The 25,373-nt window shown below is 28.4% G+C and carries 24 protein-coding genes, 4 tRNA genes, 1 other RNA gene and 1 pseudogene; 15 read left to right on the plus strand and 15 right to left on the minus strand.

Features of this window, described 5'->3' with window-relative positions:
- From EXC51_RS02690 to EXC51_RS02700, 3 genes are read left to right on the plus strand one after another with little or no spacing between them, the layout of a single operon-like run.
- Entirely contained in the window at window positions 1-1,320 is a 1,320-nt protein-coding gene (locus EXC51_RS02690; RefSeq protein ID WP_129620394.1) for an amidase family protein, read from the plus strand.
- A complete protein-coding gene (gatB, locus tag EXC51_RS02695) occupies window positions 1,320-2,744 on the plus strand; it encodes an Asp-tRNA(Asn)/Glu-tRNA(Gln) amidotransferase subunit GatB (protein ID WP_129620395.1) in 1,425 nt (474 codons plus the stop codon). The genes EXC51_RS02690 and gatB overlap by 1 nt, the downstream gene beginning before the upstream one ends.
- A 5-nt stretch (window positions 2,745-2,749) precedes the next feature.
- Window positions 2,750-3,850 carry a YihY/virulence factor BrkB family protein gene (locus EXC51_RS02700; RefSeq protein ID WP_129620396.1) on the plus strand — a complete coding sequence of 367 codons (1,101 nt, stop codon included), beginning with the start codon at window positions 2,750-2,752 and terminating at the stop codon, window positions 3,848-3,850.
- Window positions 3,851-3,998: 148 nt separating this feature from the next.
- On the opposite strand, the gene EXC51_RS02705 is transcribed toward EXC51_RS02700, so the two are convergent.
- Window positions 3,999-5,663, minus strand: coding sequence for a DUF2130 domain-containing protein (locus EXC51_RS02705; RefSeq protein ID WP_129620397.1), 1,665 nt, complete (start codon window positions 5,661-5,663; stop codon window positions 3,999-4,001).
- Window positions 5,664-6,137: 474 nt separating this feature from the next.
- Between EXC51_RS02705 and rpmB the strand changes: the two genes are divergently transcribed.
- Window positions 6,138-6,329 (plus strand): 50S ribosomal protein L28, encoded by a 192-nt coding sequence (gene rpmB, locus EXC51_RS02710; RefSeq protein WP_129620398.1) that lies wholly within the window; start codon window positions 6,138-6,140, stop codon window positions 6,327-6,329.
- A 593-nt stretch (window positions 6,330-6,922) separates the two neighbouring features.
- On the opposite strand, the gene tig is transcribed toward rpmB, so the two are convergent.
- The 11 genes from tig to EXC51_RS02765 form a co-directional block, all read right to left on the minus strand.
- Window positions 6,923-8,245: a trigger factor gene (gene tig / locus EXC51_RS02715; protein WP_129620399.1), complete on the minus strand. Its 1,323-nt coding sequence runs from the start codon at window positions 8,243-8,245 to the stop codon at window positions 6,923-6,925.
- Between the two features lie 63 nt (window positions 8,246-8,308).
- Window positions 8,309-9,298, minus strand: coding sequence for an NAD(P)H-dependent glycerol-3-phosphate dehydrogenase (locus EXC51_RS02720; protein WP_129620400.1), 990 nt, complete (start codon window positions 9,296-9,298; stop codon window positions 8,309-8,311).
- A gap of 43 nt (window positions 9,299-9,341) precedes the next feature.
- Window positions 9,342-9,416: transfer RNA gene (locus EXC51_RS02725), tRNA-Trp, on the minus strand.
- A gap of 18 nt (window positions 9,417-9,434) precedes the next feature.
- Complete coding sequence (locus EXC51_RS02730) at window positions 9,435-9,653, minus strand: phosphopantetheine-binding protein (protein ID WP_129620401.1); 219 nt, start codon at window positions 9,651-9,653, stop codon at window positions 9,435-9,437.
- 22 nt (window positions 9,654-9,675) lie between these two features.
- Window positions 9,676-10,065, minus strand: coding sequence for an MHO_1590 family protein (locus EXC51_RS02735; protein ID WP_129620402.1), 390 nt, complete (start codon window positions 10,063-10,065; stop codon window positions 9,676-9,678).
- A complete protein-coding gene (locus EXC51_RS02740; RefSeq protein ID WP_129620403.1) occupies window positions 10,058-11,188 on the minus strand; it encodes a hypothetical protein in 1,131 nt (376 codons plus the stop codon). The genes EXC51_RS02735 and EXC51_RS02740 overlap by 8 nt, the downstream gene beginning before the upstream one ends.
- Window positions 11,189-11,190: 2 nt before the next feature.
- The gene (locus EXC51_RS02745; RefSeq protein WP_129620404.1) at window positions 11,191-11,577 is read right to left on the minus strand and encodes an MG284/MPN403 family protein; all 387 of its coding nucleotides are present in this window, start codon (window positions 11,575-11,577) and stop codon (window positions 11,191-11,193) included.
- A gap of 158 nt (window positions 11,578-11,735) precedes the next feature.
- Complete coding sequence (gene proS, locus EXC51_RS02750) at window positions 11,736-13,175, minus strand: proline--tRNA ligase (protein WP_129620405.1); 1,440 nt, start codon at window positions 13,173-13,175, stop codon at window positions 11,736-11,738.
- 606 nt (window positions 13,176-13,781) lie between these two features.
- The gene (locus EXC51_RS02755) at window positions 13,782-14,960 is read right to left on the minus strand and encodes an IS30 family transposase (protein ID WP_129620037.1); all 1,179 of its coding nucleotides are present in this window, start codon (window positions 14,958-14,960) and stop codon (window positions 13,782-13,784) included.
- 123 nt (window positions 14,961-15,083) lie between these two features.
- A tRNA-Gln gene (locus tag EXC51_RS02760) sits at window positions 15,084-15,158 on the minus strand.
- 3 nt (window positions 15,159-15,161) lie between these two features.
- A tRNA-Tyr gene (locus EXC51_RS02765) sits at window positions 15,162-15,245 on the minus strand.
- Window positions 15,246-15,462: 217 nt separating this feature from the next.
- On the opposite strand from EXC51_RS02765, the gene ffs reads away from it, so the two are divergent.
- The 3 genes from ffs (at window position 15,463) to EXC51_RS02780 (ending at window position 16,054) form a co-directional block, all read left to right on the plus strand.
- An RNA gene (ffs, locus tag EXC51_RS02770) (signal recognition particle sRNA small type) lies at window positions 15,463-15,559 on the plus strand.
- Between the two features lie 68 nt (window positions 15,560-15,627).
- Window positions 15,628-15,704, plus strand: a tRNA-Arg gene (locus tag EXC51_RS02775).
- Window positions 15,705-15,748: 44 nt separating this feature from the next.
- Window positions 15,749-16,054, plus strand: a complete 306-nt coding sequence (locus EXC51_RS02780; RefSeq protein ID WP_129620406.1) for a hypothetical protein — start codon at window positions 15,749-15,751, stop codon at window positions 16,052-16,054.
- Window positions 16,055-16,128: 74 nt separating this feature from the next.
- Here the strand turns inward: EXC51_RS02780 and EXC51_RS02785 are convergent, their stop codons facing one another.
- Both EXC51_RS02785 and tpiA read right to left on the minus strand, forming a co-directional pair.
- Complete coding sequence (locus tag EXC51_RS02785) at window positions 16,129-17,553, minus strand: hypothetical protein (protein WP_129620407.1); 1,425 nt, start codon at window positions 17,551-17,553, stop codon at window positions 16,129-16,131.
- 53 nt (window positions 17,554-17,606) lie between these two features.
- Window positions 17,607-18,341 carry a triose-phosphate isomerase gene (gene tpiA, locus EXC51_RS02790; RefSeq protein ID WP_129620408.1) on the minus strand — a complete coding sequence of 245 codons (735 nt, stop codon included), beginning with the start codon at window positions 18,339-18,341 and terminating at the stop codon, window positions 17,607-17,609.
- Between the two features lie 303 nt (window positions 18,342-18,644).
- Between tpiA and recU the strand changes: the two genes are divergently transcribed.
- Window positions 18,645-19,124, plus strand: coding sequence for a Holliday junction resolvase RecU (gene recU, locus EXC51_RS02795; RefSeq protein WP_129620409.1), 480 nt, complete (start codon window positions 18,645-18,647; stop codon window positions 19,122-19,124).
- Between the two features lie 64 nt (window positions 19,125-19,188).
- Here recU and EXC51_RS02800 read toward each other — a convergent pair.
- Window positions 19,189-19,482 (minus strand): annotated as a pseudogene (locus EXC51_RS02800) (HU family DNA-binding protein); the annotation flags it as partial.
- Window positions 19,483-19,678: 196 nt separating this feature from the next.
- Here EXC51_RS02800 and EXC51_RS02805 point away from each other — a divergent pair.
- From EXC51_RS02805 to rplW, 7 genes are all read left to right on the plus strand, one after another.
- Window positions 19,679-21,331, plus strand: a complete 1,653-nt coding sequence (locus EXC51_RS02805; RefSeq protein WP_129620411.1) for a ribonuclease J — start codon at window positions 19,679-19,681, stop codon at window positions 21,329-21,331.
- 2 nt (window positions 21,332-21,333) lie between these two features.
- Complete coding sequence (locus EXC51_RS02810) at window positions 21,334-22,395, plus strand: hypothetical protein (protein WP_129620412.1); 1,062 nt, start codon at window positions 21,334-21,336, stop codon at window positions 22,393-22,395.
- Between the two features lie 2 nt (window positions 22,396-22,397).
- Entirely contained in the window at window positions 22,398-22,736 is a 339-nt protein-coding gene (locus EXC51_RS02815) for a thioredoxin family protein (RefSeq protein ID WP_129620413.1), read from the plus strand.
- A 198-nt stretch (window positions 22,737-22,934) separates the two neighbouring features.
- A complete protein-coding gene (gene rpsJ / locus EXC51_RS02820; protein ID WP_129620414.1) occupies window positions 22,935-23,246 on the plus strand; it encodes a 30S ribosomal protein S10 in 312 nt (103 codons plus the stop codon).
- A gap of 49 nt (window positions 23,247-23,295) precedes the next feature.
- A complete protein-coding gene (rplC, locus tag EXC51_RS02825) occupies window positions 23,296-24,090 on the plus strand; it encodes a 50S ribosomal protein L3 (protein ID WP_129620415.1) in 795 nt (264 codons plus the stop codon).
- Window positions 24,091-24,092: 2 nt separating this feature from the next.
- Window positions 24,093-24,809, plus strand: a complete 717-nt coding sequence (rplD, locus tag EXC51_RS02830; RefSeq protein WP_129620416.1) for a 50S ribosomal protein L4 — start codon at window positions 24,093-24,095, stop codon at window positions 24,807-24,809.
- Window positions 24,809-25,267, plus strand: a complete 459-nt coding sequence (gene rplW / locus EXC51_RS02835; protein ID WP_129620417.1) for a 50S ribosomal protein L23 — start codon at window positions 24,809-24,811, stop codon at window positions 25,265-25,267. The genes rplD and rplW overlap by 1 nt, the downstream gene beginning before the upstream one ends.
- Window positions 25,268-25,373 lie beyond the last annotated feature (106 nt).

Raw genomic sequence — 25,373 nt, forward strand, 5'->3', positions numbered from 1 at the left:
ATGGAATTATTAAAACAAAAAGGAAACTTAGAAAAAGCACTTATTGAGCTTAAAAATGATGATAATAATGCTGTTGCTTTTGTATATGAAAATGGTTATAAAGAAGTAAATGAAGGTATCTTAAATGATAGTGTAATTACTGTTAAAGATGTATTTGCTACTAAAAATGCACCAACAAGATCTTCAAGTAAAATTTTAGAAAACTTTAATCCTTTTTACAATGCAACTGCAGTCCAAAAACTTTTAAATGCAGGCGCTATTGTTGCTGCTAAAGTAAATAATGATGAGCTTGCTTTAGGTGGAACCGGAACTTATAGTGCTTTTGGGATTGTTAAAAATAAACTTGATCCAAGGAGATTTTCAGGTGGAAGTTCTTCAGGATCAGTTGTTACTCTTACTGAAAATGTATCAATTGCTTTAGGAAGTGATACTGGTGATAGTGTGCGTCTTCCAGCTTCTTTTCAAGGGGTTGTAGGTTTTAAGCCAAGCTATGGAGCAATTAGTAGATACGGAATGTTCGCTTATGCTTCTTCACTTGATACAGTAGCTTACTTTGCTCACAATGTAAATGATATTTTCGCAGCATCCAAAGCGATGTTTGGTAAAGATAACAAAGATATGACAAGTGTAGATATGCAACTTAATGAACTTAAAACAAGCAAACCAAAAAAAGTTGTAGCCCTAGATTTTAGTGCCTTTTGCAATTCTTATGTTAATGAAACTTTTGATAACTTACTTAAAAAGCTTGAAAAAGATCAAGTTGAAGTTATTAAAATTAAGCCTGATTATGACATTTTAAAAGCTATTAAAATCGTTTATCAAGTGGTGAGTTTTTCTGAAGCTTCTTCAAATTTATCAAACCTTACTGGAATTAGTTTTGGATCAAGAGTTAACGGAAACACTTGAGAAGAAATTATGAAAAACACCCGTTCACAAAAATTTGGAAAAATGGTGCAAGAAAGATTAACTTTGGGAAGCTACTTTTTATATAGCGAAAACCAAGAAGAAATCTTTATTAGAGCACAAAAAGCAAGAAGAGTGATTAAAGATTATATCGACTCTCTTCAAAAGCAAGGTGATGTGGTTATTTATCCAGCTTACCGTGGAATTGCTCCATTATTTGATGAAATTCAAGAACCGAATTTAATGGATTATATACTTACAGGTGCTAATTTAGCAGGTATTCCTTCAATTACAATTCCATTTGGAAACTTTGAAAAGATGCCATTTAACCTTTGTTTAGAAAAACAAATTTACCAAGATAATGAGTTATTAAACTATGCTAATTACTTCGAAGAGTTAATTAAAGGAGGTAACTAATGAATAATTTTGAAACAGTTATTGGGATTGAAATTCACGTTGAACTTAAAACTCGAACTAAAATGTTTTCTCCTTCATTAATTGACTTTGAAGCTGATCCAAATACTTGTGCTAACCAAATTGATTTAGGTTATCCAGGTACTCTTCCACTTGTTAATAAACAAGCGGTTAAATATGCTGTGGCATTAGCTAAGGCTTTAAAAATGGAAATTGATGATGAACTTCACTTTGACCGTAAGAATTATTTTTATCCAGATTTACCTAAAGGATTCCAAATAACCCAGTATTATAGACCTATTGGTAAAAACGGAATTTTAAATATCGAAACTCCAAATGGACTTAAAGAAATTCAAATTGAAAGAATTCATCTTGAAGAAGATACAGCGAGACAGCACCATGATGAAAACGGGACAAAACTAGATTATAATCGTGCTGGAATTCCTCTTATTGAAATTGTGTCTTATCCAACAATTAAAAATGCAGATGAAGCAGCTGCATACGTCGATATGATTAAAAAAACAGTTCTTGCTTTAGAAATTTCTGAAGGAAAATTAGAGCAAGGTTCATTAAGAGCTGACATTAACATTTCACTTAGACCTTTTGGTACCAAAGAATTTGGGACAAAAGTCGAAATTAAAAACATGAACTCGCTTTCAAATATCAAAAAAGCAATTGAGTATGAAATTTCGCTTCAAAGAGAAAAAATTCTTACTCACCAAGAAATTCTTCAACAAACAAAGCGTTTTGATGACCAAAAAAATATCAACGTTGTTATGCGTACTAAAACAGGAACTACTGATTATAAATATTTCCCAGAACCAAATATTCCATTTATTAAGCTTTCGAAAGAATTTATTGATTCAGTAATTCTTAAAGAACTCCCTTTAGAGAAGAAGAATAGATATTTAGAAGCTAACATTCAAAACATTTATGTTCAAAGCTTAATTGACAATATTGAACTTTCAAAATATTTTGACTCAGTTTCTTATCCGGATAAAGATAAACTTTCAAAAGTCTTTTTTGCTGAAGTTGTTTCACTTGCTAATGCGAAAGGGATTCATCCAGTGGAGCTTAAAATCAAACCCGAATTTATTCAAAAGTCCCTAGAATTGCTTGAAGAAGGTATTATTTCAGGTAAATCACTTAAAAAACTTATTCCACTTTTAGCAGGTTTTGCAGGTGATATTAATGAACTTTTAGAAAAAGAAAACCTTAAACAAATTTCAGATCCTAAATTAATTAACAATCTTATTTCAGAAATTATCAATGGAAATGAAGAATTAATTAATGAATACCCAAATCGCCCTGAAAAAGTTATTAAATTTATTTTAGGTGCAATGATGAAAAAAACTGGTGGACAAATTAACCCACAACTTGCAAATGATTCAACAGTTGAATTTTTAAAAAATAAATTCAACAACTAATTGCTATGTTTTGAAAAAGAAAAAAAACTTTAAACTATAAACAACTTGTGAAAATCAATAAAAAACGAAAAGTTTTCAAAGATTTTCACCTTAACTTAATTTGACCAGAAAAATTTGACGTTATTGAGAAGTTTTATGAAAAAATAATTAAGTTTTTCATCAAGATAGTTTCGACTATTTTCATTAGAGTTAGAGATGAAAACGAAGGTGAGAAAAAGAAAAACGTTATCAATACTGTTTATAAAGATTTTTCATCAAGACAATACAATTTTATTTGACTTTCAACTGCTTTTTATTTGTTAATTTCATTTGTACCAGTTATTTACGTTGTGTTTCTTTTAAACAACTTAACTGTGTCAATTACGCCATTTATTGGTCTTTCATCAAGTAAGTTTCAAGAATCATTTGGAACTGTTATTCTAGGTCGTTTTATGCCTGGATCAGTTAAATACCTGATTGGAATTCAAGACTTCCAAGAAAATACCAACGTAGCTTCTTATGCTACTTTAATCCCTAAATTATTGCTTCTTGGTTCAGCTCTTTATATTTCCAGTGAAGGGTATGCTAAATTGATTTCTTCGTGCAACTTTATTTATGATCATAAAAAAATTGGAACATTTATCGGAAATAAACTTAAAGGATTTTTCTTAGTTCTTTTTGTATCTGTGCTCCTTTGATTTTTCTCTACTTTTCATATTTTAATTGATGCTTTAATGGCTAAAAAGATTTTTGATAAAAACTCTTCAGTATTTTCGGTTGTAAGAGAAACTCACTTTATCATAATGTCATTTGTTTTCTTTGTAATACTATTTATAGGTCTTTTCCAATTAGCTCCTTCATTTAAGCAAAAAATGACTTCAGTGTATCGTGGAGCTATTATTTCAGCCCTTCCAATTACAATTTTAGCTATCATTTTCTCATCAATTAACAAACTATTTAGTTATGATAAGTTTGGTGGAGCAGTAGGGTTTTTCCTTACCATCGCTTTCTTCATCAACTTATTTACTCACTTTATGTTCCTTGGAATTACATTTAATAAAGCTTATTATTCTAACTTCATTAGTGGTAGAACCATTTCCAAAAAAAGTTTCTTCTACTACTTTTAATAATTATCGAAACAGCAATGTTTCGATTTTTTATTACTTTAAAATGCCTTAGGTTATATGTTGTGTAATTAGAGCATGAAAAAAACCGAATATACCTAATTTATAGACATATTCGGTGTTTTTATATTTCTAGCTTGGAAATGATTGACTATTCTTCATCTTCCTCATTATATTCAGAGAATTCTTCCGGATTTACTTCAATTACATATTGAAGTTGTTTTGGATCAGAAGATTCAAATGCTCCTAATTTTTCCAATTTTTTCACTTGTGTTTCAATTTTGAATCCGTTAACTTTATTATTCATTAAACGGAATTCTTTATCTTGAATTTTGTCAGCATTATCTTTAATTTTTTGAGCTGATTTTTGAATTGCTTCTGCACTTGCACGCATATCATTTAAGCTCTTGTTAATAACTTCCATATGTTTTGCAAGATATTCTCTTAAGTCTTCAAACTTGCTTAGAATTTTTACTTTTTCTTCGATTCTAGTTTCGCTTGCTTTAATTGAGTGAGTTTTTTGTGAAATATTAATTAAAAGTCCTACAACTGGAACGATTAAGTCTAAACTACAGATGTAAATGTTTTTGTAATCACGAGGGTTATTAATATAGAAGTTTCCTTCTTTAAAATCCAGTTCAGAAACTAAAATAGCATAATCTGATTTTGATTTTTGTCTATCTTTTTCTAATTTATTAAGGTGATCTTCATTTTTTATATTACTTGTTGAATTTTCTTGTTTGGTTTTAGCTTCTACAGCAATTTTCGCAATAGGTTCTTTTGAATCTGCATTTTCATAAATTTCAATAGAAAAGTCTGCTGCTGTTTTTTTACCTTCTTCGTCAGCAATCATTTTAGCTTTTTCAATTTTAATTGTTTGTGAATATCCGAAAGAATCTCTAAGAGTTTGATAAACAGCGTCTTCAAAGCTATTTCCAAGCTGTTTTGTACTTAAGTATGTTTTTCTTGTTAATAATTCTTCATTAACATTTTTTAAAACAGCAATTTCTCTATCTTTTTCTGAGATTTTTTCTTCATAAGTATTTTTAGTTTTTTCTAATTCTTTTTGAACTTCTGTTTCGTATTTTAATTTAAGAGTTTCTTGCTCAGATTTTAATTGAGTTACTTTTTGTTTTTCGTCGGCAAGAAGGTTTAAGTATTTTTTCTCTACTTGTAATTCGGCATTTTCTTGATTTTTTTGAAGTTCTGTAATTTGAACTTTTAATGCTCCTAGCTCTTTTTCTTTTTCTTTTTCTAAATTGCTAATTTTTTCTTTTTCTTTTTCAATACTTTGTAAGTATTTATCTTGGATTTGTTTTTCTTTTTCACTTACTTTATTTTGAATTTGTAATTCTAGATTTTCTTTTGTGTTTTGAAGTTCGGCTTTCAATAACTCAGCTTCAGATCTTAATTGGTTAATTGTTTGCTCATAACTTTCTTTTAAGTTTGTAGTTTTTGCACTAACTTCATTTTGATGGTTTGATTTAAGTAATTCTTCATTCTTTTTACTATCACTTTTGATTTGTTCAATTTGTTGTTGCAACAATTCATTTCTTTTTTCAAATTGTGAAAGCAAATCTTTAACTTGCTTAAATTTAGGATTTAATTCAATTTGAGATTCTCAGTTTTGTTTCTCATTTTGAACTAATCTTTTATATTCATCATTTTTTCCTTCTTCAATTGCTTTGATTAATTCTGAATAATCAACATCAAATGCCTCTTTAATGTTAAAATAATCACCTTTTTGAGCATCTTCTTCAATTTGGAAGATTAACTCTTTACTATCAATTAATTTAATTTTTATTTCTTTTGCCATAATTAGACCTCCGCATTTCTAATTTAATTATATATACCTTTACTCTCAGAAGCTAAGAAATAACAGAATTTTTACAGAGAAAATTAAAAATGACTATTTATATATTTTGTTAATTTTGATTCAAAATAGGGCTATTTTTGGAGCAATCAAAAATATATTGAAAACCATTATTAAATAAATATTATTACTAAGTTAACTATTATTTATTTAATAATGAGCCAAGCATATTTCACTTTAAAGTTGTGGCGAAAATATTAGCTCAAAATTTTCTTAATAAAACCTTTGTAAAATTTTTTTACAATTAGTAAATTTTTAAATGGAAAGAAAAGAAGTGATATTTCGTTTGCTATTTAATAAAAAACCTTGCTTAATTTTATTTTTCACAAATTAACTTTTTTGCTATAATTTAAAGGCAGGTCTTGAGATATGAATAAACAAGACTAATTATTAGCTAATAAATAGAAAGGATTCAATATGGCAAGAAGAGACGTTCTTTCAGGTAAAGGACCTTTATCAGGTAACACACGTTCACACGCTATGAACGCATCAAAACGTAAATTCAATGTTAACCTTCAAAAAGTTAAAGTTACAATTGATGGTACACCTCAAACATTAAGAGTTAGTGCTAAAACATTAAAAACTCTTAAATTAAAAGGATTAATTTAATCATTGAAAAATCGCCTTGATCAAGCGATTTTTTATTTATTTTTTGGCTTAAAATAAGCAATTATTTTAAGAAATATCAAAAAAGTAAAAGTTGGAAAATAATGAATTTCGAATCCTAAATTTAGAACTTTTTATTTTGTTTTGTATTATAATTAATACCGGGGTAAAAATACCCCCGTTTATCGTATTTTAAAGTTAAAAATTTGATATTTCTCAACTTACATAAAAGTAAATTCTTTTATGTTCTCTCACTCAAATATTTTTTATTCGTTGATTGTTTAAAATGTTATTAAACAAAGGCTTAAAATACTGTTAAAAACATTCTTGAATTTTGTATTTTTACAGGCTGTAATATTGGTATTCCCCCTTTTTTATTTTTTTATTCCCTTTCTTTCCCTCCAGTCTTCCTGCTTGTGTATTTCAGGATTTTAGCCTAGTATTTTATTTATTTTGTAAACGCGAAAATATCCTAAATTTTTAATTTTTTATTTTTTACTTATTTCTTATATTTTTTTATCTAACGAAGACATTGATAATTTGTCTTCGTTTTTTATAAAAAATCACCACTAGAAGTGATGATTATTTTTTAAATTCTATTTAAATACTGATTTTGTTGCTTTTTCAAATGCTTCTAAACCTTTTTTATCAACTACAGAAAGAATAAATTTCATTAATTTGTATCTTGGAACAATTGGATTAAGGTCAACTTTACCCATTTTTTCTTTATTACCAATCTGTTCTTCGAATTCTTTAACATCTTCTTCACTAGCTTGTGGAGAAAGTGAGAATAATCAATTAAACACAACACTTTCTTTTGTTTCATTAAGAGCTTGTTCTTCTAATTGTTTATTTAAATCTTCTTCTGTTGTTTTTGTTACACGTAAGTATTCGTGTTTTTTAACACCAAATTGTTTTAAAGAATCTGTGAAGTTTTTGCTTAATTCTGCAACTCTTTTTTGGTAAAGAGCTTTATTAATTACTAAGCTTGATTCTTTTGTTAATTGATCAACAATACTTTTAAGAAGAACATCTTGTGATTGATTTCAATTATGAATTGATAAGTTGCTTTTAATTAATTCTTTAAGTTCTTCAATAGTTTTAACATTTAAGTGAGGTAAGAGTTCTTTTAAAGCTTTTTCATCAAGTTTTGATGATTCTCTTCTTTTTGCTTTTAAGATTTCTACTTTAAATACAGCTGGTTTGCTTTGGTATTCTTTAACGTAGTAATCAGCTGGGAAAGTAACTGTAACATCGCCTTTGTATCCTTTTGCTTTATCAAGAAGTTGATCTTCAAAACCAGGAATGAATGCTTTTGAACCAAGTTCAAGGTCATATTCTGAAGCTTCTCCACCTTCGAAAGCTTCATCGTTAATGAATCCTTTGAAATTAATTGTAACAATGTCACCTAATTGTGTTTTTTCACCTTTTTTAAGCTCTCTTGTCGATCCAAGTGATTGTTCAATTTTTTCAACTTCAGCATCAACAACTTCTTTTGTAACTTTATCTAAGTGATACTTAACTTTTACTTTTTCTAATGATAATTCTGATGTATCAGGAAGAGCTGGGAACACAAATTTAAGAATTACGTTTCCTTCCTTATCTGTGTCATTGTCTAAAACAGGTTGACCGAAAGCAACTTTAGCAAATTCTTCATTTTCTTTCTCGCTAAATGATTTTAAAACTTCTTGGAATCTTTTTGAAGCAAACTCTTCAATTGTTTTAGAGACAGCTTTTGTTGAATCTACTCTTGCTAAAAGTTCTTCACGAGGCGCTTTACCTGCTCTGTAACCTTTAACAACTACTTTTTTAGCAGCAGCATCAATGTTTTTTTCTAATGCTTTTGTAAATTCATCTTTATTAACAACTGAAGTAGCAACAACTTCAGCATTTTTTTTATCTAATGTAAACTTAATCATTTTTCTCCTTAATGATTCTTAATGATTTATATTTTTTATATTTTACCATATTCAAGGTTTAAATTATCAATTTAGAAAGTCTAAGATTTGATTTGGATCTTTGCTATTAAAAAGAACATCTACTATGTTTTTTAATAATGGTACATAAACTTTATGACTTTCTAAAATGTTTTTAAGAATTTTAGCTGTATCATAACCTTCGATGGTCATTTTTTCTTGTTTTAAACTTTGATCTACACCAATTTGTGCGATTTTTTGTCCAAAACTAAAGTTTCTACTCTTAGTTGATGAACAAGTAAGGAACACATCCCCAATTCCCGAAAGTTCATATCCAACCATATCATTATTATCATTGCTCATTACATGATAAACCTTGAGAATTTCTCTAACTCCAAGTGAAATCATTGCTGAGTGAGTGTTTTTACCAGGATTATTGTAAGCAATTATCCCAATTCCAATAGCTAAAACATTTTTAAGAGCTGCAAAAATTTGAGCACCCATTTCATTTGAAATTCATTCCAATTTAAAGTAATGATTATCAAAAATTTCGCATAAAAAGTTAGCATAAATTTCATTTTTAGTAGCTACATTAATCATTGTAAGTTTTTTCTCAAAAACTTCAATTGCATATGAAGGACCGATAAAAGTTGCAAGATTAATCATTGAATCACCAAGATTAGCTTCAATAATATCTGATAAGAATTTTCCGGTTGTATTATCAAAACCTTTAGCTACGTTTATTACATTAATTTTGGCACCATTAAGCTGTGCTTTAATGTTTTTTGTCACTGAATCTAAAGCAACTGAAGGAACTGCAAGCACGATATTATTTGAAAATTGGAGCACTTCATCTAAATTATTTGTAGCGGAAAGCAAGTGCGAATTTGTAAGGATTGTTTCACCAAAGAATTTAGTGTTTCTTCCTTTGTTAATATCACTAATTTCTTGTTTATTAATTCCGTACATTTTAACTTGTACATTATTATCGATTAAAACATTTGCAATGGCGGTTGCTCAAGCACCTGTACCAATAATTGAAAATTTATTATTCATAACTTTAATTATATTAATTTAGTAAAAAAAAGTATAAAAAAAATGGCAGGAGTAGCAGGATTCGAACCCACAACACACGGGGTTGAAGCCCGTTGTTCTACCGTTGAACTATACTCCTAAGCCTTTATATTATACACTAATTAGAATTTTCAATTAGTAAAATTACATCTTTTACAGTTTTAACATCGTTTAATTTATTATCATCAATGCTGATTTCAAAAGCTTGTTCAGCTTCAATGATTAATTCAGCTAAATCTAATGAATCAATTTTAAGATCTTCCAACAAAGAATCTTCATTGAATTTAACTTTAGTTAAATTTTGTAATTTTTTAATAATAATTTCTCTTGTGTTCATAGATTTATTATATACCAATTAATTAAATGTGGATGTTATAACTTTGAGTAAGTTTTTGACCATTTTGGTGCGCAAATAAGAAGTGAATCAGAATTTGTTGCTTGCTCACTATCTCATAATCAAAGTATAAATGGCCATCGTAAGTGCTCACTCTTCGAGAAATATCTTCAACTAATTTATCAATAATTTCTGTGTTAATATAAAAGCTTCCATCGCCATCTTCTAGCAAATAATCTTGGAAATATTTTGCATCAACAAGCGGAAAAATTCGCAAAAATTCTTCACTTGGTTTTAATTCTTTATTTTTAGTTTCATTGTTAGTAGTATTTGATTTTATAACGAAATAGCAACCAAAGGAAATTGCACAAACCGAAAGCATTAATGCTAAATAAATTAAGATTTTCTTAATCATCTTTTTGCTTATCTTCTTTATTTTCTAGAATAAAAGGTTGCTCAAGGATTCAATCATCTTTAATAAACACATAACCTTCTTTGCGTTTGTCAGTTAGTTTGTCAAAGTCAATTTTGTATCTGAAGCTAGTTACTTTTTGGTTAATTGCATCAATTCGAATTTTTGGTTTCTTTGGAATTTGGTATTGCGTATTTTCGCTAAGTAAATAATTGTAAGTTACTAACATTTCAATATCAGGACAATCTAGTCAAAATTGCATTTCTACTTGGCCCTTGTATTTAAAAGGAGCCTTGATTGATTTTTTAGAGCCAAATGAGTTGCTTTTAACAATTTTTCCTGTATTTTCATCAGTTATGTAAAAAGAGTCAATTAATAATTCAAATTCACGCGCACGGATGTTGTATTCTTTTTTACTTATTTCTTTCACTCTTACTTCAAAGTTATTTTTATATAAACCTGGAACCAGGAATTTTTTTAAAGTTAGAGAATTTAAATTTTTAAATGGCTTTTCTTTATCCGAGAGAGGATATCATTTTGGGTTGCTTCCGATAGTTAAATGAGCCACTTTATTTAAATAATTTTGATTATCTAATTTGTTGATGTCTAAAATATATGAAGCAAAGTATTTATTAACATAAATTGTTTTAGCGTTACGATAATTTAGTTCAATGCTTCTTGGAATTTTCGCGATAAATTTAGGTGTATTGATCACTTCTTCAACTCTTGCTTTTTCAAATTCTGAAAATAAGGTTGCATAAGTTAAAACTTTTTGGTTTTCATAATAAATTTCATAAGTAACTTCTTTAATTTGGTTGTATTTTAGGTTTAAAACAGATTCATCAATGTGAACATTTTCTTTGCTAACTGAAGTTTTATTAATTATCTTTTTACCATTAATATAAACTACATAACTAGATCGACTTTGGTAATAACTTGGGAAACTGGTAGAAATTTTAGAATCAATGTCAAAAAATCCGCTTTCCAAGTTTTTATTAATTCTGATAAATGCTTCATTAACAAAACCTGATAAATAAGGATGGTGCTTTAAGATTTTGTGGCTGTAGTTAAAATTGTCTACTTCAAAGATTTTATGTTCGTTATAAACATGGTCTCAGGCTATCATAATTAGTTACTAAAATAAAGATCAACAAATTCTTTAATTGCCTCACGTTTTCTTTTGTAAAAAGTTGTTTTAGAAAAATAATCTAAGTATCATTCACTATTGTAATTATTACTTAAATAGGTTTTTTCTATTATTCATGCATTTTTTGGAGACATATTTGATAATACAATTTGTATCAAACTATCATTTTGTTGAAGTTTTTCTTCAAGTAATTGTCTCTTTGCGGCAAATTCAGGATTAGTTTTTTCAAATCTTTCCTTAAACTTAAGACAAGATATTTGTTTTTTAATGTTGTCTAAATAAAGCAGGTGCATTTTGCAAATTTCTTTAGTAAGCCTACATTGTTGATTGTAAAATGTTTTTTCTTCCTTTGTTAGAATTGCATTCATTATTATTCTCCTTTCATTTTTAAATGTACAAAAATTGAACTTTCTTTGCAAAAAATATCTGATTTTGGATTATTTTTGTTCCACATTTTCAATGATTCGTCTTTTTTAAAAAGAAAAAATAAAAAAGCTAAAACTATTTAAAGTTTTAGCTGAAAAAATTAATATGCTTTTGCAAAAACAACGTATCTAGCCGTTTTTGTGTCGCAAGATTCGAAAATACATTCCACATCTTTACCTGGTTTATCCATATTTTTTGGAATACATCTTGTCGATGCACCGGTTTCTTCTTTAATTCTCTCTTCTGCTTCTGAACCACAGCAAAATGGAGCAATAACAAAGTAGTTTTGAGCAATTTTTTCTTTGAATTCATCATAATTTTTAACAAGCACAGTTCTAGAATCTAATCTTTCTTTAGCTGCACTATATAAATTGTCGTGAATGTTATTAAGAAGCATAGTAACTGTTTTTTTAACATCATTAATATCAATAGCGATTTTTTCAAGTGTATCTCTTCTAACTAATGTTACTTGATTATTAGCTAAATCTCTTGGTCCAACTTCAATTCTTAATGGAACACCTTGAATTTCGCTATTAGAAGCTTTAAAACCAACTGTTTTATCACTTGCATCCACTCTTACTCTGAATTTCTTGCTTAATTGATCATAAATTTGTTTTGATACCTCTTTAACTTTCGGTTCTTTATTTGCAAAAAGCTCTAAAATATCAACTTGTACTGGAGCAACTCTAGGCGGAATGATAATCCCTCTATTATCCCCGTGAGTCATAATGATTGCACCAAGTAGTCTTGTAGTAACACCTCATGAAGTTTGGTACACGTTTTCAAGTTGATTGTTTTTATTTTTGAATGTAATTTGGTATGGTTTTGAAAAGTTTTGAGCCAAGTAGTGACTTGTACCAGCTTGTAAAGCTTTACCATCTTTCATCATTGCTTCAATTGTGTAAGTTGAGCAAGCACCTGCGAATTTTTCATGTGGGGTTTTTTTACCAACAATTGTAGGAATAGCTAAATATTTTTGTAAGAATTTAGCATATGTTGAAATCATTGTTCTTGTGAACTTACGAGCTTCCATTGGGTCTGAATGACAGGTGTGACCTTCTTGTCATAAGAATTCACGAGTTCTTAAGAAAGGATTAGTTGTTTTTTCTCATCTCATAACACTGCATCATTGGTTATAAATAAGTGGCAAATCATTATAAGATTCAATTGAATTTTTAAATAAATCAGCAAATAAAACCTCTGAAGTAGGTCTAATAAAAAGCTTTTCATTAAGATCTCTATCTCCTACTTTAGTAACTGTGGCTAATTCAGGGTTAAATCCTTCAATGTGCTCTTTTTCTAAGTTAAATAATCTTTCTGGAATAAGAAGAGGAAGATAAACGTTTTGAACACCTTTTTGCCTAAAAATTTTATTCAATTCTTGTTGAATAATTTCCCAAATCCCATATGAATTAGGTTTAAAAACGATTGTTCCCTTTGTTGGCCCATAAGCCATTAAATTCCCATTTTTTACTACATCTGTATATCATTTGGCAAAGTCCACTTCAAGTGGAGTAATTTTTTCTAATTCTTTTTTCATATTAAATTAATTTTAAACAAAAAGTTGTTTTTTATTTTAAAAAGGTATAAAAAAATCACCTTTAAAAATTGGAAAAGTGACGCGCAAGTTAAGTGGTAAAAAATAACAATGCTTTTTTAATGTTTAAATTATAAAAAAATTAGTGCAAAAAATGAAGAAATAGTGACAAAAGCAAAATCAAAAGCGCAAGCCCTTGTGGCTTGTTTTCTTATAAATTTTGAAGTTCTTTTGCTTCTTTTCTGCGAAAGAAAAGGAGGCCCGTGCGGCAGCACAATCATTGAATCTGTGTCTAAAGATAGACATAGCACAACACCGCAAAAAAATAGCATTTCACATTAAATGGGCTTCAGTCACTAAAATCTAGTTTAGGTCTCAAAGACCAAAGTTTCCCTTTTACCCATATTAATTTTGAAGTTCTTTTGCTTCTTTTCTGCGAAAGAAAAGAAAAGAAGGCCGCGTGCCAACGCAATTAATGTATTTGTAACAAAAGACTGTCATTACAAGACTATTCTTATTTAAACTGACATTTACAGAAAAAATAGGTTTTATTCACATAAATTTAGTTTAGGTCGTCAATCTTGAACTTAGCATTTATCGATATTAATTTTAATTTTCTATCGCTAATATTCTTTTGTATTCATCGATTTGTTCTTTGAGTCAAAACACATATTCTTGTGTGAGTGAATTGAAACTTTTACCCTTCGGAATAAATCTTCTAATGTATCTATGAGCATTTTCAATTGAACCTTTTTGATATGAAGCATAAGGTTTACATTTAAATAATTTTTTCTTACCTACCACTTTATGAAGAAGTGTGTTTTCGCTACCATTATCTACTGTCAAAGTCTTTATTTCAAGATTGTATTTTCTTATTAACATTTTTAATGCTTTGTTAATTGATTTTGCATCTCTTTTGGTTAAAGCGATATATAACTCTCTAGTTTTACGGTCTAAAAGTGTAAAAAGAACAAACTTATCTTCTCTTTTACCTATTACTGTATCAGCTTCAAAATGCCCTTTTTCTAGCCTTAAATCCGCTTCTTCAGGTCTATATTTTAGGTCTCTAGCGTGTATCAAGGATTTTTTACCTTGCTTTAATGTAGTTTTTGTATAGCCACCTCTTGATAAATATAAAAGCGGGTCAAGAGGAAGCTTTATTCTTTGTTGCTTTAGAGCTTTGTAAATTGTGCTAAATGTAGGACAAAAAGTATCTGGATTTGTTTGTTTGAACGAGTTGACCATAAATTTCACAGACATTTTACATTTAATGTTTTTAGAGTTTTTGCTTGCTTTTTTTCTTAATTCTTTAGTTACATCGTTTCAATATTTCTTGAAGTAACTTCACTTATTTTTTTGTGATTCTGACACTATCATTAACCTTTTAGTTTTATAACTGAGTAAATGATTTGCTAATTTTCTAAAGGAGAGAAATTTAGTTATAAAAATTTTGTCTCCACAATTTTTGCAAATAAATTTATTTTTTAAGCTTTTATGATAGTCATTTTTTTCAATCATTATTGCCATTTTTTGTTTAATTGTTCTAGATTGATAACCAAAATATTTCGCTGCTTTTGATATTGAATTCAACACTAGAACTTTTAAAATAATTTCTCACATTAATAGTATAGATATTTGTTTATCTCTAAGCAATCTTTTAGAAGAAACATTTGAGTGAAGACGTTTTATCTCATCATCTGTTTCTTTTATGATAAAGTGACGTGAGTTTTCAGCATTATTTTTTACACAAATAATATTTAGTTTAGATAAATCTATCAATTTTTTCATATAATAAAAATGTGTCCTTTCTTTGCAAGCATTATTATTTTACACAATGGACACAAAAAAGTCACATGCATTAAATTTGCGTGTGACTTTTCTAATTTATAAAAAAATCACCTTCCGGTGATATGGCTGCCCCAGTTAGATTCGAACTAACGCATGGCGGAACCAAAACCCGCTGCCTTACCGCTTGGCTATGGGGCAAAATGGTGGGGGGAGAGGGATTCGAACCCCCGAATCCTAAGAAAGTGGGTTACAGCCACCCGCATTTGGCCGCTTTGCTATCCCCCCATTTTGTTTGGTTGCTAAATTATTATACATAAAAAACAAAAAACAAAAAATATTTTTTATCAATTTTGTTATAAAAATCTTTTTGTTCCGGTGTGCAAATAATATAGCAAAACAATTATACAAAATAAACTTAACTAATGTGACATTTCGTTTGCTATTTAATAAAAATTTGCGAGTGATTTTTCAAATTTATAAATTTCATTTTTATGTGCTATAATTTTATAGCCATTAGAACAATAACCCACTAACTTGGTCAGGACAGAAATGTAGCAGCCACATGAGGAAGTGTTGTGTCTAGTGGTCTTTTTTATTAGTAAATTGACAATTTTAATTCAATAAAATGTTTTTGATTTTTTGATTTTGTTGTAAAATAATATTACGTGGTCGCGTAGCTCAGCTGGATAGAGCACGAGCCTTCTAAGCTTGTGGTCGGAGGTTCGAATCCTCTCGTGATCGCCATTTTTTTATACCTTTTTTTTCAAATTTAGTATACTATTAATTCTATGCTTAGATTAAATTTAAAATTTTTTGGAATTCCAACACTTATCTTCAGTTTATTAGAAGTGATTTTTGGAGTTATATTCCTTACTCAATTACCTAACCCTAATCCATTATTTTTATTACTTGCAATAATGGCGTTTATTTTTAAAATTATCATTTTATTTATTTTAATTTTTACTTTTTATCAACGGAACATTCAAAACTTTACATTATTCCTTTTATCTTTAATTGTAGTTCCGATCCTTGGAAGTATTTATGGAATGTTTTTTATTCCGTATTTACTTTATATTTCAAGAAATGATAAGTAGAGCCTGGCTCTATTTTTTATTACTTTTTTTCTAGATATTCCTAAATTTTAGTGATAAAAAATACTTAAATACCTTTAATTGGTTGAGATATTTAAGTATTTTTTAAATAAATTAAAGACAACTTTTTCTTCTTCTTTATTAAGCGATTCAATTTTTAATTTATTTTCATCACGCGTGTTTTTAGTAAATTCAATGAAATCATTTTTAAGGGAAACAAAATCGTTTTGGTAATTATTTTCTTGAATAAATTCAAGCACAGAGCCAATTGTAAGCATCATATTTTTTACTTCTAAGACTGTATTTAGCTTGAAGTTGTTTTTTAAGTAGGTTTCAAATTGATTAAAGGCATCAATTCTTTTATTTAAAATATCAGTTATTTTGAAAAAGTTTGGATTAGTATTCTTGATTTCAAGCGAAATCACATTTTTTAGAATCTCAATTTCAATTGGTTTAAGTTGCGATTCGTCAATTTGTTCTAAAAGAACATCGTCACCAATGTTTTTGACCTTTTCTAAGAAAGTTACAAGGCCTTGTGAAATAATTTGAAGATTTGAGCCTAAGTAGTTTTGTTTGAAACTCAAGAGAAATTCGACATTTAATTTAAATGTATCAAAGACGGATTGAATTTTTTTCACCAAATTACTTGGGTCTAAGTTTTTAAGCTTATCTAAATATGCCTTATGAAACTTTTTAAAGTTTTCAAGACGAGCTTGTTTTGCAATGTCTAAAATAACTTTATTAAATTTCTTTCTTTGAAGTTTAATTGGGCCTACAAGCTCATCTTGTTCATCAATTAATTCAGTTCACTTTTGCTTGTTTTGTTCATAAAAATCAAGCTTTAAAACATCGCCTAAGTTATATTTAATAAGCTCTTGACGCACTTTTTGGAATTCTAAATTATCACCAGTTTTTCGGAGTTTCTTGAAAATATATGAAGAGTGAATTGTTGAACCAAGCAAAATTGATCCTAAAAATGCAGCTATATTACCAGATTTATCGATTTGCAATTTATGAATTCCCATTTGACTTAAAAACGGTTTAGTATATGAAAAATAGTCTGTATTTTGTTTCTTAAGAAATAAATTTTTTGGAATTACTTTATCTAAAGCTATCGGTGTTTTGTGAGCGATAACATTAAAAACTGAGTTATTAAATTCGCAATATTCAATAAGAATTTTCTTTTCAAGACCAGGATTTCAACCAGCAAAATCAATTTGCTTTTCTAATTCTTGTGCTGTTCAATTTTCATGAATTAAAGTATTAATTGAATTAATAATGTGCTCTTTGATGTAGGCTCAGTTAGCTTTGTTTTGATCGTTCACTTTTTTCACAAGCTTATCAAACTTAAAAAAAGATGTTTTAGTTATAAACTTATTATTTTTGTTGTAATGTCCGATGGTGTACATAAAAGGTAAATCATGAATTTTTTTAATCCCTAAAGGGCTGAGATAATTTTCTGTAATAGCTTCAAAATCAATATAAATTATTTTTTTCTTCATTTGTTATAAAAAAATACCAATTGCTATTAAAAATAATAACAATTCAGTATCTTTTATTTTCCTAATGTTAAAAGTTGTACAAAGCTATCAGCTTCTAATGAAGCTCCACCTACAAGAAAACCATCGATATTTGGCATTGAGTGAAGTTCAGCAACATTTTTAGGTGAAACAGATCCACCATATTGAATAATTGCATGATCAGCTGTAATTGAACGAATGTATTTACATACATCTTCAGCAACTTCAGGAGTAGCAACTTTACCGGTTCCGATTGCTCAAATTGGTTCATAAGCAATCACTAATTTAGATAAATCTAAACCTTTTAATGATTTTTCTACTTGTTCTTTAACAACTTCTTTTGTTTTACCTTGTTCATATTGTTCAAGTGTTTCACCAACACAAACAATAGGTGTTAAACCTTTTTCAATAGCTTTAGCAGCTTTTGCATTAACAACTTCATCAGTTTCAAAGTGGTATGCTCTTCTTTCTGAGTGACCTAAAACTACATATTTAACATTTAAATCTAAAAGCATATCTGCAGATGTATCACCTGTGTAAGCACCTTTGTCAAATTGTGACATATCTTGTGCCGCAAGTTTTAAACCTTCAACTTTTGATTCTTTAAATGCAGCTAAATTTGGAAAAGGTGCTGCAATACCAAAGTCAAGGTTATCAATTATTTTGTTTTTATTTTGTTCAAAAACATTTTCTAATTGCCCTAAAAAAGCTTTAGTATCAGAAAAATTTTTGTTCATTTTTCAGTTACCAACAATAACTGTTTTACGCATTTTGACTCCTTAAAATATTTTCATTTGTTATTAAATTATTATACAAATATAACGAAATTTTTTAAGCAATTTTTATGAAAATAAGGCTTAAAAAATTGATACTTTAGCTAAAGAAAATTTTCAAATTTTATTTAGCTTGATTTTTTCTATTTAAAATGCATATACCACATAATTTCAAACAAGAATTGTTTTTCTAATTATCTTTGTTGCTTTATTAATTATTTCTTTTTTTAGGAAACATTTTTTAATTCAAATTTTCCTACAAAATGTGCGCAAAGATAAAAAAATTATATTAATAGTGTTATGAAAAATAAAGGAATGTTACTTGAGAAAATAATCAACAAAACAATCGATTTTTATTGAAAGAATAAAATCGCTTATATTGAGAAAAAACAAATACCAATAAAATTTGTTGACATAACTAAAAATGGAGAAAAGAAAAATGTTTCAAAAGCCTATTTATCAGGAAAAAGCACCGTTGATTATATAGGGTGCTATAAAGGTATTTTTGTCTGTTTTGAAGCTAAGACCTGCAATGAAGATAATTTCTATTTAGCAAACATTCAAAAGCACCAATTAGAATATTTAAGGATTATTAAACAAAGCGGTGGAGAATCTTTTATAGTTTTGTTTTTCTCACACAATAATACTTTTTGAAAGGTAGGTCTAGAGTTTATTGAGAAGGCAATCAAAGAAGGTAAAAAACATATTAGTTATAATGATGTAAAAAGCAATTGTTTATATTTAGAACTAGAATTTCCAGGTTTATTGTCATTTTTGTAAAAAAAGCAGCAAAACGCTACTTTTATAATTTTTGGAAAAAAAACTAAATTTTTACAAATTAATATTAGTCGTTTCTAATATCAACTGTTTCACGTAAATATTTAGAAGGTTTATATTTAATCACACGTTTTTGTGGAACAACTTGTTCTGCACCTGTAAATCTATTTGTAATTGTACGTTCTTGTTTAATTACTGTTGAGAAGATTCCAAGATGTGATAATTGAACTTTTTCTTCAGCGATTAATTGTTCTTTAAGCACAAAAACCATTGAGTCAAAAACTTTCTCTACTTCCTTTGGTGTGAATAGAGCTCTTTCTGCTACTTGAGCAATAAATTCTTTTTTTGTCATTTTTTCTCTCCTAAATGAATTTTATTGTACAAATTATACTATATTTTAGGCCTTTAAAGAAAAAAATGAAAATTTTGAAAGAGTAAAAAAGCATTTCTAAAATTTAAAAATTCACATTATTTTTTCATTTGTTATAATTAAATTAATTATTTAATAAATTAAATATTTTCTCAATTCACATAAATAATTTTTTTAAAGGAGAAAAATGAATCATGTAAATATTTTTGCCCTAGGTGGGCAAGATGAAAATGGTAAAAATTCATACGTGTTTGAATACAATGATGAAATTTTTGTAATCAATGCGGGTGTGAAAATTCCGATTAATTCTCAAAATGGTGTTGATACATTAATTCCAGATTTTGGTTACTTAGAATCAAAAAGAAAGAAAATCAAGGGAATTTTTATCTCTGATGTTAAAAACGAAACTTTTAGCGCACTTCCTTGACTTGTGCTTAAAATTCCTAATTTAACTATCTATACATCAGCATTTAATAAATGAATGATTATTGATCGTTTAAATAAATACAAAATCAATCCAAAAGATTACAAAATTGTTATTTTAAATGCTAGAACTAAAATTGGTTCTTTAGAAGTTATGCCAATTCCGCTTACCGGAAGCATGCCAGGAAATAATGCTTTTGATTTCATAACACCAAATGGAGATTACCTTTTTATGTTTAACTATGTTGAAGGGAATCTTGGGATTTATGGAAGAACAAGTTTTTCTTTCCTTAAAAAGCTTTTAAATAATCGTAAAATAGTTGCTTTAATTTCTGATGCTGGTAAAAGTAATTTTTCAGGAAAAGCAATTGATAAACTGCAGCTTCCTTCTGAAGTTTTAGACATTTTCGAAAAAACAAATAAAGAAAGCAGAATTATTGTTGGTGCTTATGATGAAGAAATGGTTGTTTTACAGCAAATATTAGATCTTGCTAAAAAATACAATCGTCCTGTAGCTCCTTATGGAAAAACTTATGGTCAATTGCTTGATTTGCTTAAAAAAGCAAATCCAGAACTTGAAATGCCTGAATTTATTGATTATAAGAAAGTTTCAAAGCACAAAAATGCTGTTATTTTAGTTACTGGCTCAATTGAGCGTTTATATTTGCGTTTCATGAGAATTACATATGAAAAAGATGTTTATTTAAAAATCTTACCAACCGATACAGTATTAATGCTTGCTCCACCAGTAAATGGTCTTGAGTCAACAGCAGCTGTTGTGCTTGATAATATTGCAAAGAATTTTCCAATTTTATACGATATTCCGGATAATGAATATTACAGAAATAGACCTACAAAAGAAGATATTTCTAACTTAGTTAATATGCTGGAGCCTGAACACTTTATTCCAACTCAAGGTCTTTATAGATATTTAGCAGACGCAATAATGTATGTTGAAAATAATCTTAAAAAGAATCAAAAAATTAACTCTATTTCTTTATCAAATGGAAGAATCTCTCACTTTGTAGATGGCAAATTATTTAGTACAAATGGTAAAGTAAAACCAGTTGGTGATTTAATTATTGACGGATTTGGAGTAGGAGATATTTCAAGTGAAGTTATCTCTGAAAGAGAAGCTTTAGGTAGAGAAGGGGTGGTGATTATTAACTCTATTTATTCTCCTAAAACAAAGAAAATCATTAGTAATTTACACATTAATTACATTGGTGTAATTGATGAATCTGATAAAGATAAAATTGACACTTTAGTTAAAGAAACAATAATTAAAGTATTCCAAGAAAATGACTTCACTTCATTAAAAGAAGTAACTGAAAAACTTAGAAAAAGCATAAGAAAGAGAATTTTTAAATTAACTGATAAAGACCCAATGGTTGCAGTTACATTTACAACTATTTAATTATGAAATTAAAAGATATAAATAAAGAAATTCAAAATCTTAAAATTGAAGATGAACCTAAAGATTATCGAACTTTCGTAGAAAAGAACAAAAGATGAAAAATTGCTCTTATTTTTTCACTTACAACTTTTCTTTTGTTTTTTAACATCACTGCACTTGCTTTAAATGCTTCTTTTGGTGCTTCATATTGATTTGTGAAGTTTTACATTTACACCATTGATTTAATTTTTGGTAACTTAGTTTTACCTTTAATTTTATGTGGCTATGCTACTTGTAGTGTGCTTATTATAAGTAATGCTTATAATGGTAAATGTGTAGCGTGATTTGGAAAATATCGAAAAGTTTCTATTTTCCACGCCCAAAGAGAAATTCTTATTTTCATTTGAAACATCTTTATTTTTTGAAGCTTTTTTGATCATATGATTTTAAATTACGCATATAACAAGGATTTTCAATTTAAAATCATTTTAACTGAGAATATCTTTAAAACAGGATTTTGAGAGCAATATGTAGTTCAAGAAAACTTCTTCTGAAACCATATTGGTTTTCTTTTTGATACTATTTTTAACATTTTATATTACTTACCACTTGCGTTTGTTTTTTCAATTATTCTCTTAATTTTATTTTTAGGTTTTATTATTGTAAAACTTAGATTCATTTTTCCATTTAAAATGTTTAAGCAAAAACTCTACAAAATTACAGCTACTGAATATTATTCAAAACTTAAAAATAGAAAACTTCCTTTTGTGTTAACTGAAAAAACAGTGGAATGATTTGATGTATTTTTTAAAAATGCAAAATATGCAAAGTTACAATACAACTCAATTAGTTTTTTAAAGCTTATTCAAGAGCTTATTAAATTTAATGAAGTAGAACGTAACTTATCAAAAGAAGAAATGGATTCTTTATCTGAAGCAGAAAAAGCAACTACTAGTTATTTAATAACTAACAAAACTGATGAAACTTTAGAACAAAACTTAGAACAAAAAAATGAAGATAAAAAAGTCCTAAATGTTTTTGAGATATTAGAAAAACATTCACCAATTATTAATAACGAGGAATAATTATGTTTGAAAAAATGTTATGAAAAGATGCAGAAAAGTTTCTTGCATCAAATAAAAATAAATTGATCTTTTTAGAATTCACTACAGAATGATGTGGTGATTGCAAAATGATGAAGCCAGTTGTAGATTCAGTTGCAAGCGAATATAAAGATAACAACAACATTTCATTTATTAATGTAGACGCTGAAGAAGCAAAACTTTTTAGAAACCCAGATACTAAATGAAAAGTTTTAAAAGTCCCTACAATTTTATTGATTAAAAACGAAGAAATCTTAGAAAAAGGGTATGAATATATTCCTGCGCCTGTGTTAAAAAGTTGAATTGAGAAAAGTTTACATTAATTTTTGCATTCAATACACCAAGAGGAGTTGTTCAAATAAAAAAAGCGGAATTTTCATTTCCGTTTTTTATTTTTTACCTTATAATTAATTAGCAATATAGCGAGGACCTATAAGGTTGTCAATACACCAAAAAAAGTTGTTGAGGGTTTATTGAGTTTTTATAGTGAGCTATGTTCAAAAAAGAACAAAGGAGACAACATGAATAAATTAAATGTTAAAGTACAAGGTTTCGACCACGCATTAGTGGATGCAGCTGCTAAAAAAATTGTTTTATTAGCAGAAGAAACAAAAGCTAAGGTAAGTGGACCAGTTCCTCTTCCTACAAAAAGAGAAGAAATTACAATCTTAAGATCTGTTCACATTAACAAACCATCTCGTGAACAATTCGAAAGCAGAACACATCAAAGATTAATCGTAATTTCAGAATTTGCAAACGAAAAAGAAACTCTTGCAAAACTTAAAAGAATTGAATTACCAGCTGGTGTTCAAATTCAAGTTAAAGTTAAATAATCACACTTTGTGATTTTAAAATCTATTTATAAAAAATAAGGAGACTAGAATGAAAGGAATCTTAGGACGTAAAGTTGGGATGACTCAAATTTTCAGCGAAACTGGTTCAAGAATACCAGTTACTGTTATAGAAGTTCAACCAAATGTTGTTACTAAAGTTTTAACTGACGAAGTTAATGGTTACGTTGCAACTCAATTATCAGTTTTTGATAAAAAAGCTTCACGTACAAACAAACCAGATGCTGGTCAGTTTGCTAAAGCGCAAACAACACCTAAGCGCTTCGTAAAAGAAGTTCGTAATATGTCTGGATACGAACTTGGTGCTACAGTTACAGCTGATTTATTTGCTGCAGGAGAACTTGTTGATGTAACAGGTATCTCAAAAGGTAAAGGATTTGCTGGAACAATCAAAAGACACAATCAACACATTGGACCTAAATCTCACGGTGGAGGTGGAGGTAGTCAACCAGTTAGACAAACAGGATCACTTGGAGATATTTCAGGTAACCGTGTTTACAAAGGTATGACAATGCCTGGACACCTTGGACATGTTAAAACAACAGTTCAAAACTTAGAGATTGTAAAGGTTGATGTAGAAAACAATTACATTCTTGTTAAAGGATCAATTCCAGGTCCTAAAAAATCATTTGTTATGGTTAAAGAAGCTGTTAAAGGGCTTCCAAACCGTGAAGCAGTTAAACTTGTTGATGTACAAGAAGTTATTTTAATGAACGAACTTGTTGAAAAAGCTAAAAAATACAACATTGAAGTTACAGTTGGAATGCACTCAAGTGAACTTAAACAATTAATCGAAGAAGCAGAAGCAAAAGAAGGGGACAAATAATCATGGCTGAAACTAAAAAAACAACAACAAAAGCTAAACCAGCTGCAAAAGCTAAAAGCGCATCAGCTGCTAAAAAACCTTCAAAACCTGCTGCAGTTAAAGTTCAAAAAACAGCTAAAGTTGCAAAACCATCAGTAGAAGTTCAATTACCAAAAAACCTTTTCAACAGTGAAAAAATTTACGAACAAGCAATTTTTGACACAATTATGTCAGAAAGAGCTAGTGTAAGACAAGGAACACACCAAGTTAAAAACCGTGCTGAAGTAAGCGGTAGTGGTAAAAAACCTTGAAGACAAAAAGGAACAGGACGTGCACGTCACAGCTCAATGCGTTCACCTATTTGAGTTGGTGGAGGTAGAGCATTTGGTCCTCAATCAGTTAAAAACTATTCATTAAAAGTTAACAAAAAAGTTAGATACGCTGCATTTGTTTCAGGATTAACACTTCTTGCAAACGATAAAGCTGTTATTGTAAACGACCTTACACTTGAATCAATTTCTACAAAAGCTTTAGTAAAACACCTTGAAGATTTACAAGTAGCAAACTTAAAACATGTTTTAGTTGTTACAGAAGATAGAAATGTATTCTACTCATCAAGAAACCTTCAAAATGTTAAAACAACAAAAGCTAACTCAATTAGCGTTGAAGAACTTATTTGAGCAGATGTTATGATCATCTCAAACGAATCATTAAAAATTTTAGAAGGGAAGGCTAAATAATGGAACTTACAAAAGTTATTAGTGCACCTCTTTTAACAGAAAAAACAAACTCACAAATGAGTAATGGTGTTTATACTTTTATTGCTGATTACCATGCAAACAAACACCAAATTAAACAAGCAGTAGAAACAATTTTCCAAGTGAAAGTAGTTAGTGTAAATACAATCAAAGTTGAAAAACAACCAAAAAACATTGGTCGTTTCCACGGATTTACAAACAGATACAAAAAAGCAATCGTTAAAGTAGCTGAAGGACAAGTAATTAACTTATTCCCAGGTGAAGAACAACAAGTAGAAGAAGTTAAAGCAAAAGCTTCATCAAAAGAAACAAAAGCAAAAGTTGCTGAAAAAGAAAGCAAATTAGCTGCTAAATTTAATAAAAAAGCAACAGCAACTAAAACAAACAAAACATCATCAGTTAAAAAATCAACTTCATCAAGAAAAGTTGGTGGAGAATAATAAATAATCTAATTTTAAATCAAGATTTAAAATTGCGATAAATGCGGAATTATGCATGCTTAAAAGAAGATCCGCAACTATTTTTAAGCAAAGGAGAGACAAATAA

Origin of the sequence: Mycoplasmopsis gallinacea (genome assembly GCF_900660495.1) — a bacterium.
Lineage (GTDB): Bacteria > Bacillota_I > Bacilli_A > Mycoplasmatales > Metamycoplasmataceae > Mycoplasmopsis > Mycoplasmopsis gallinacea.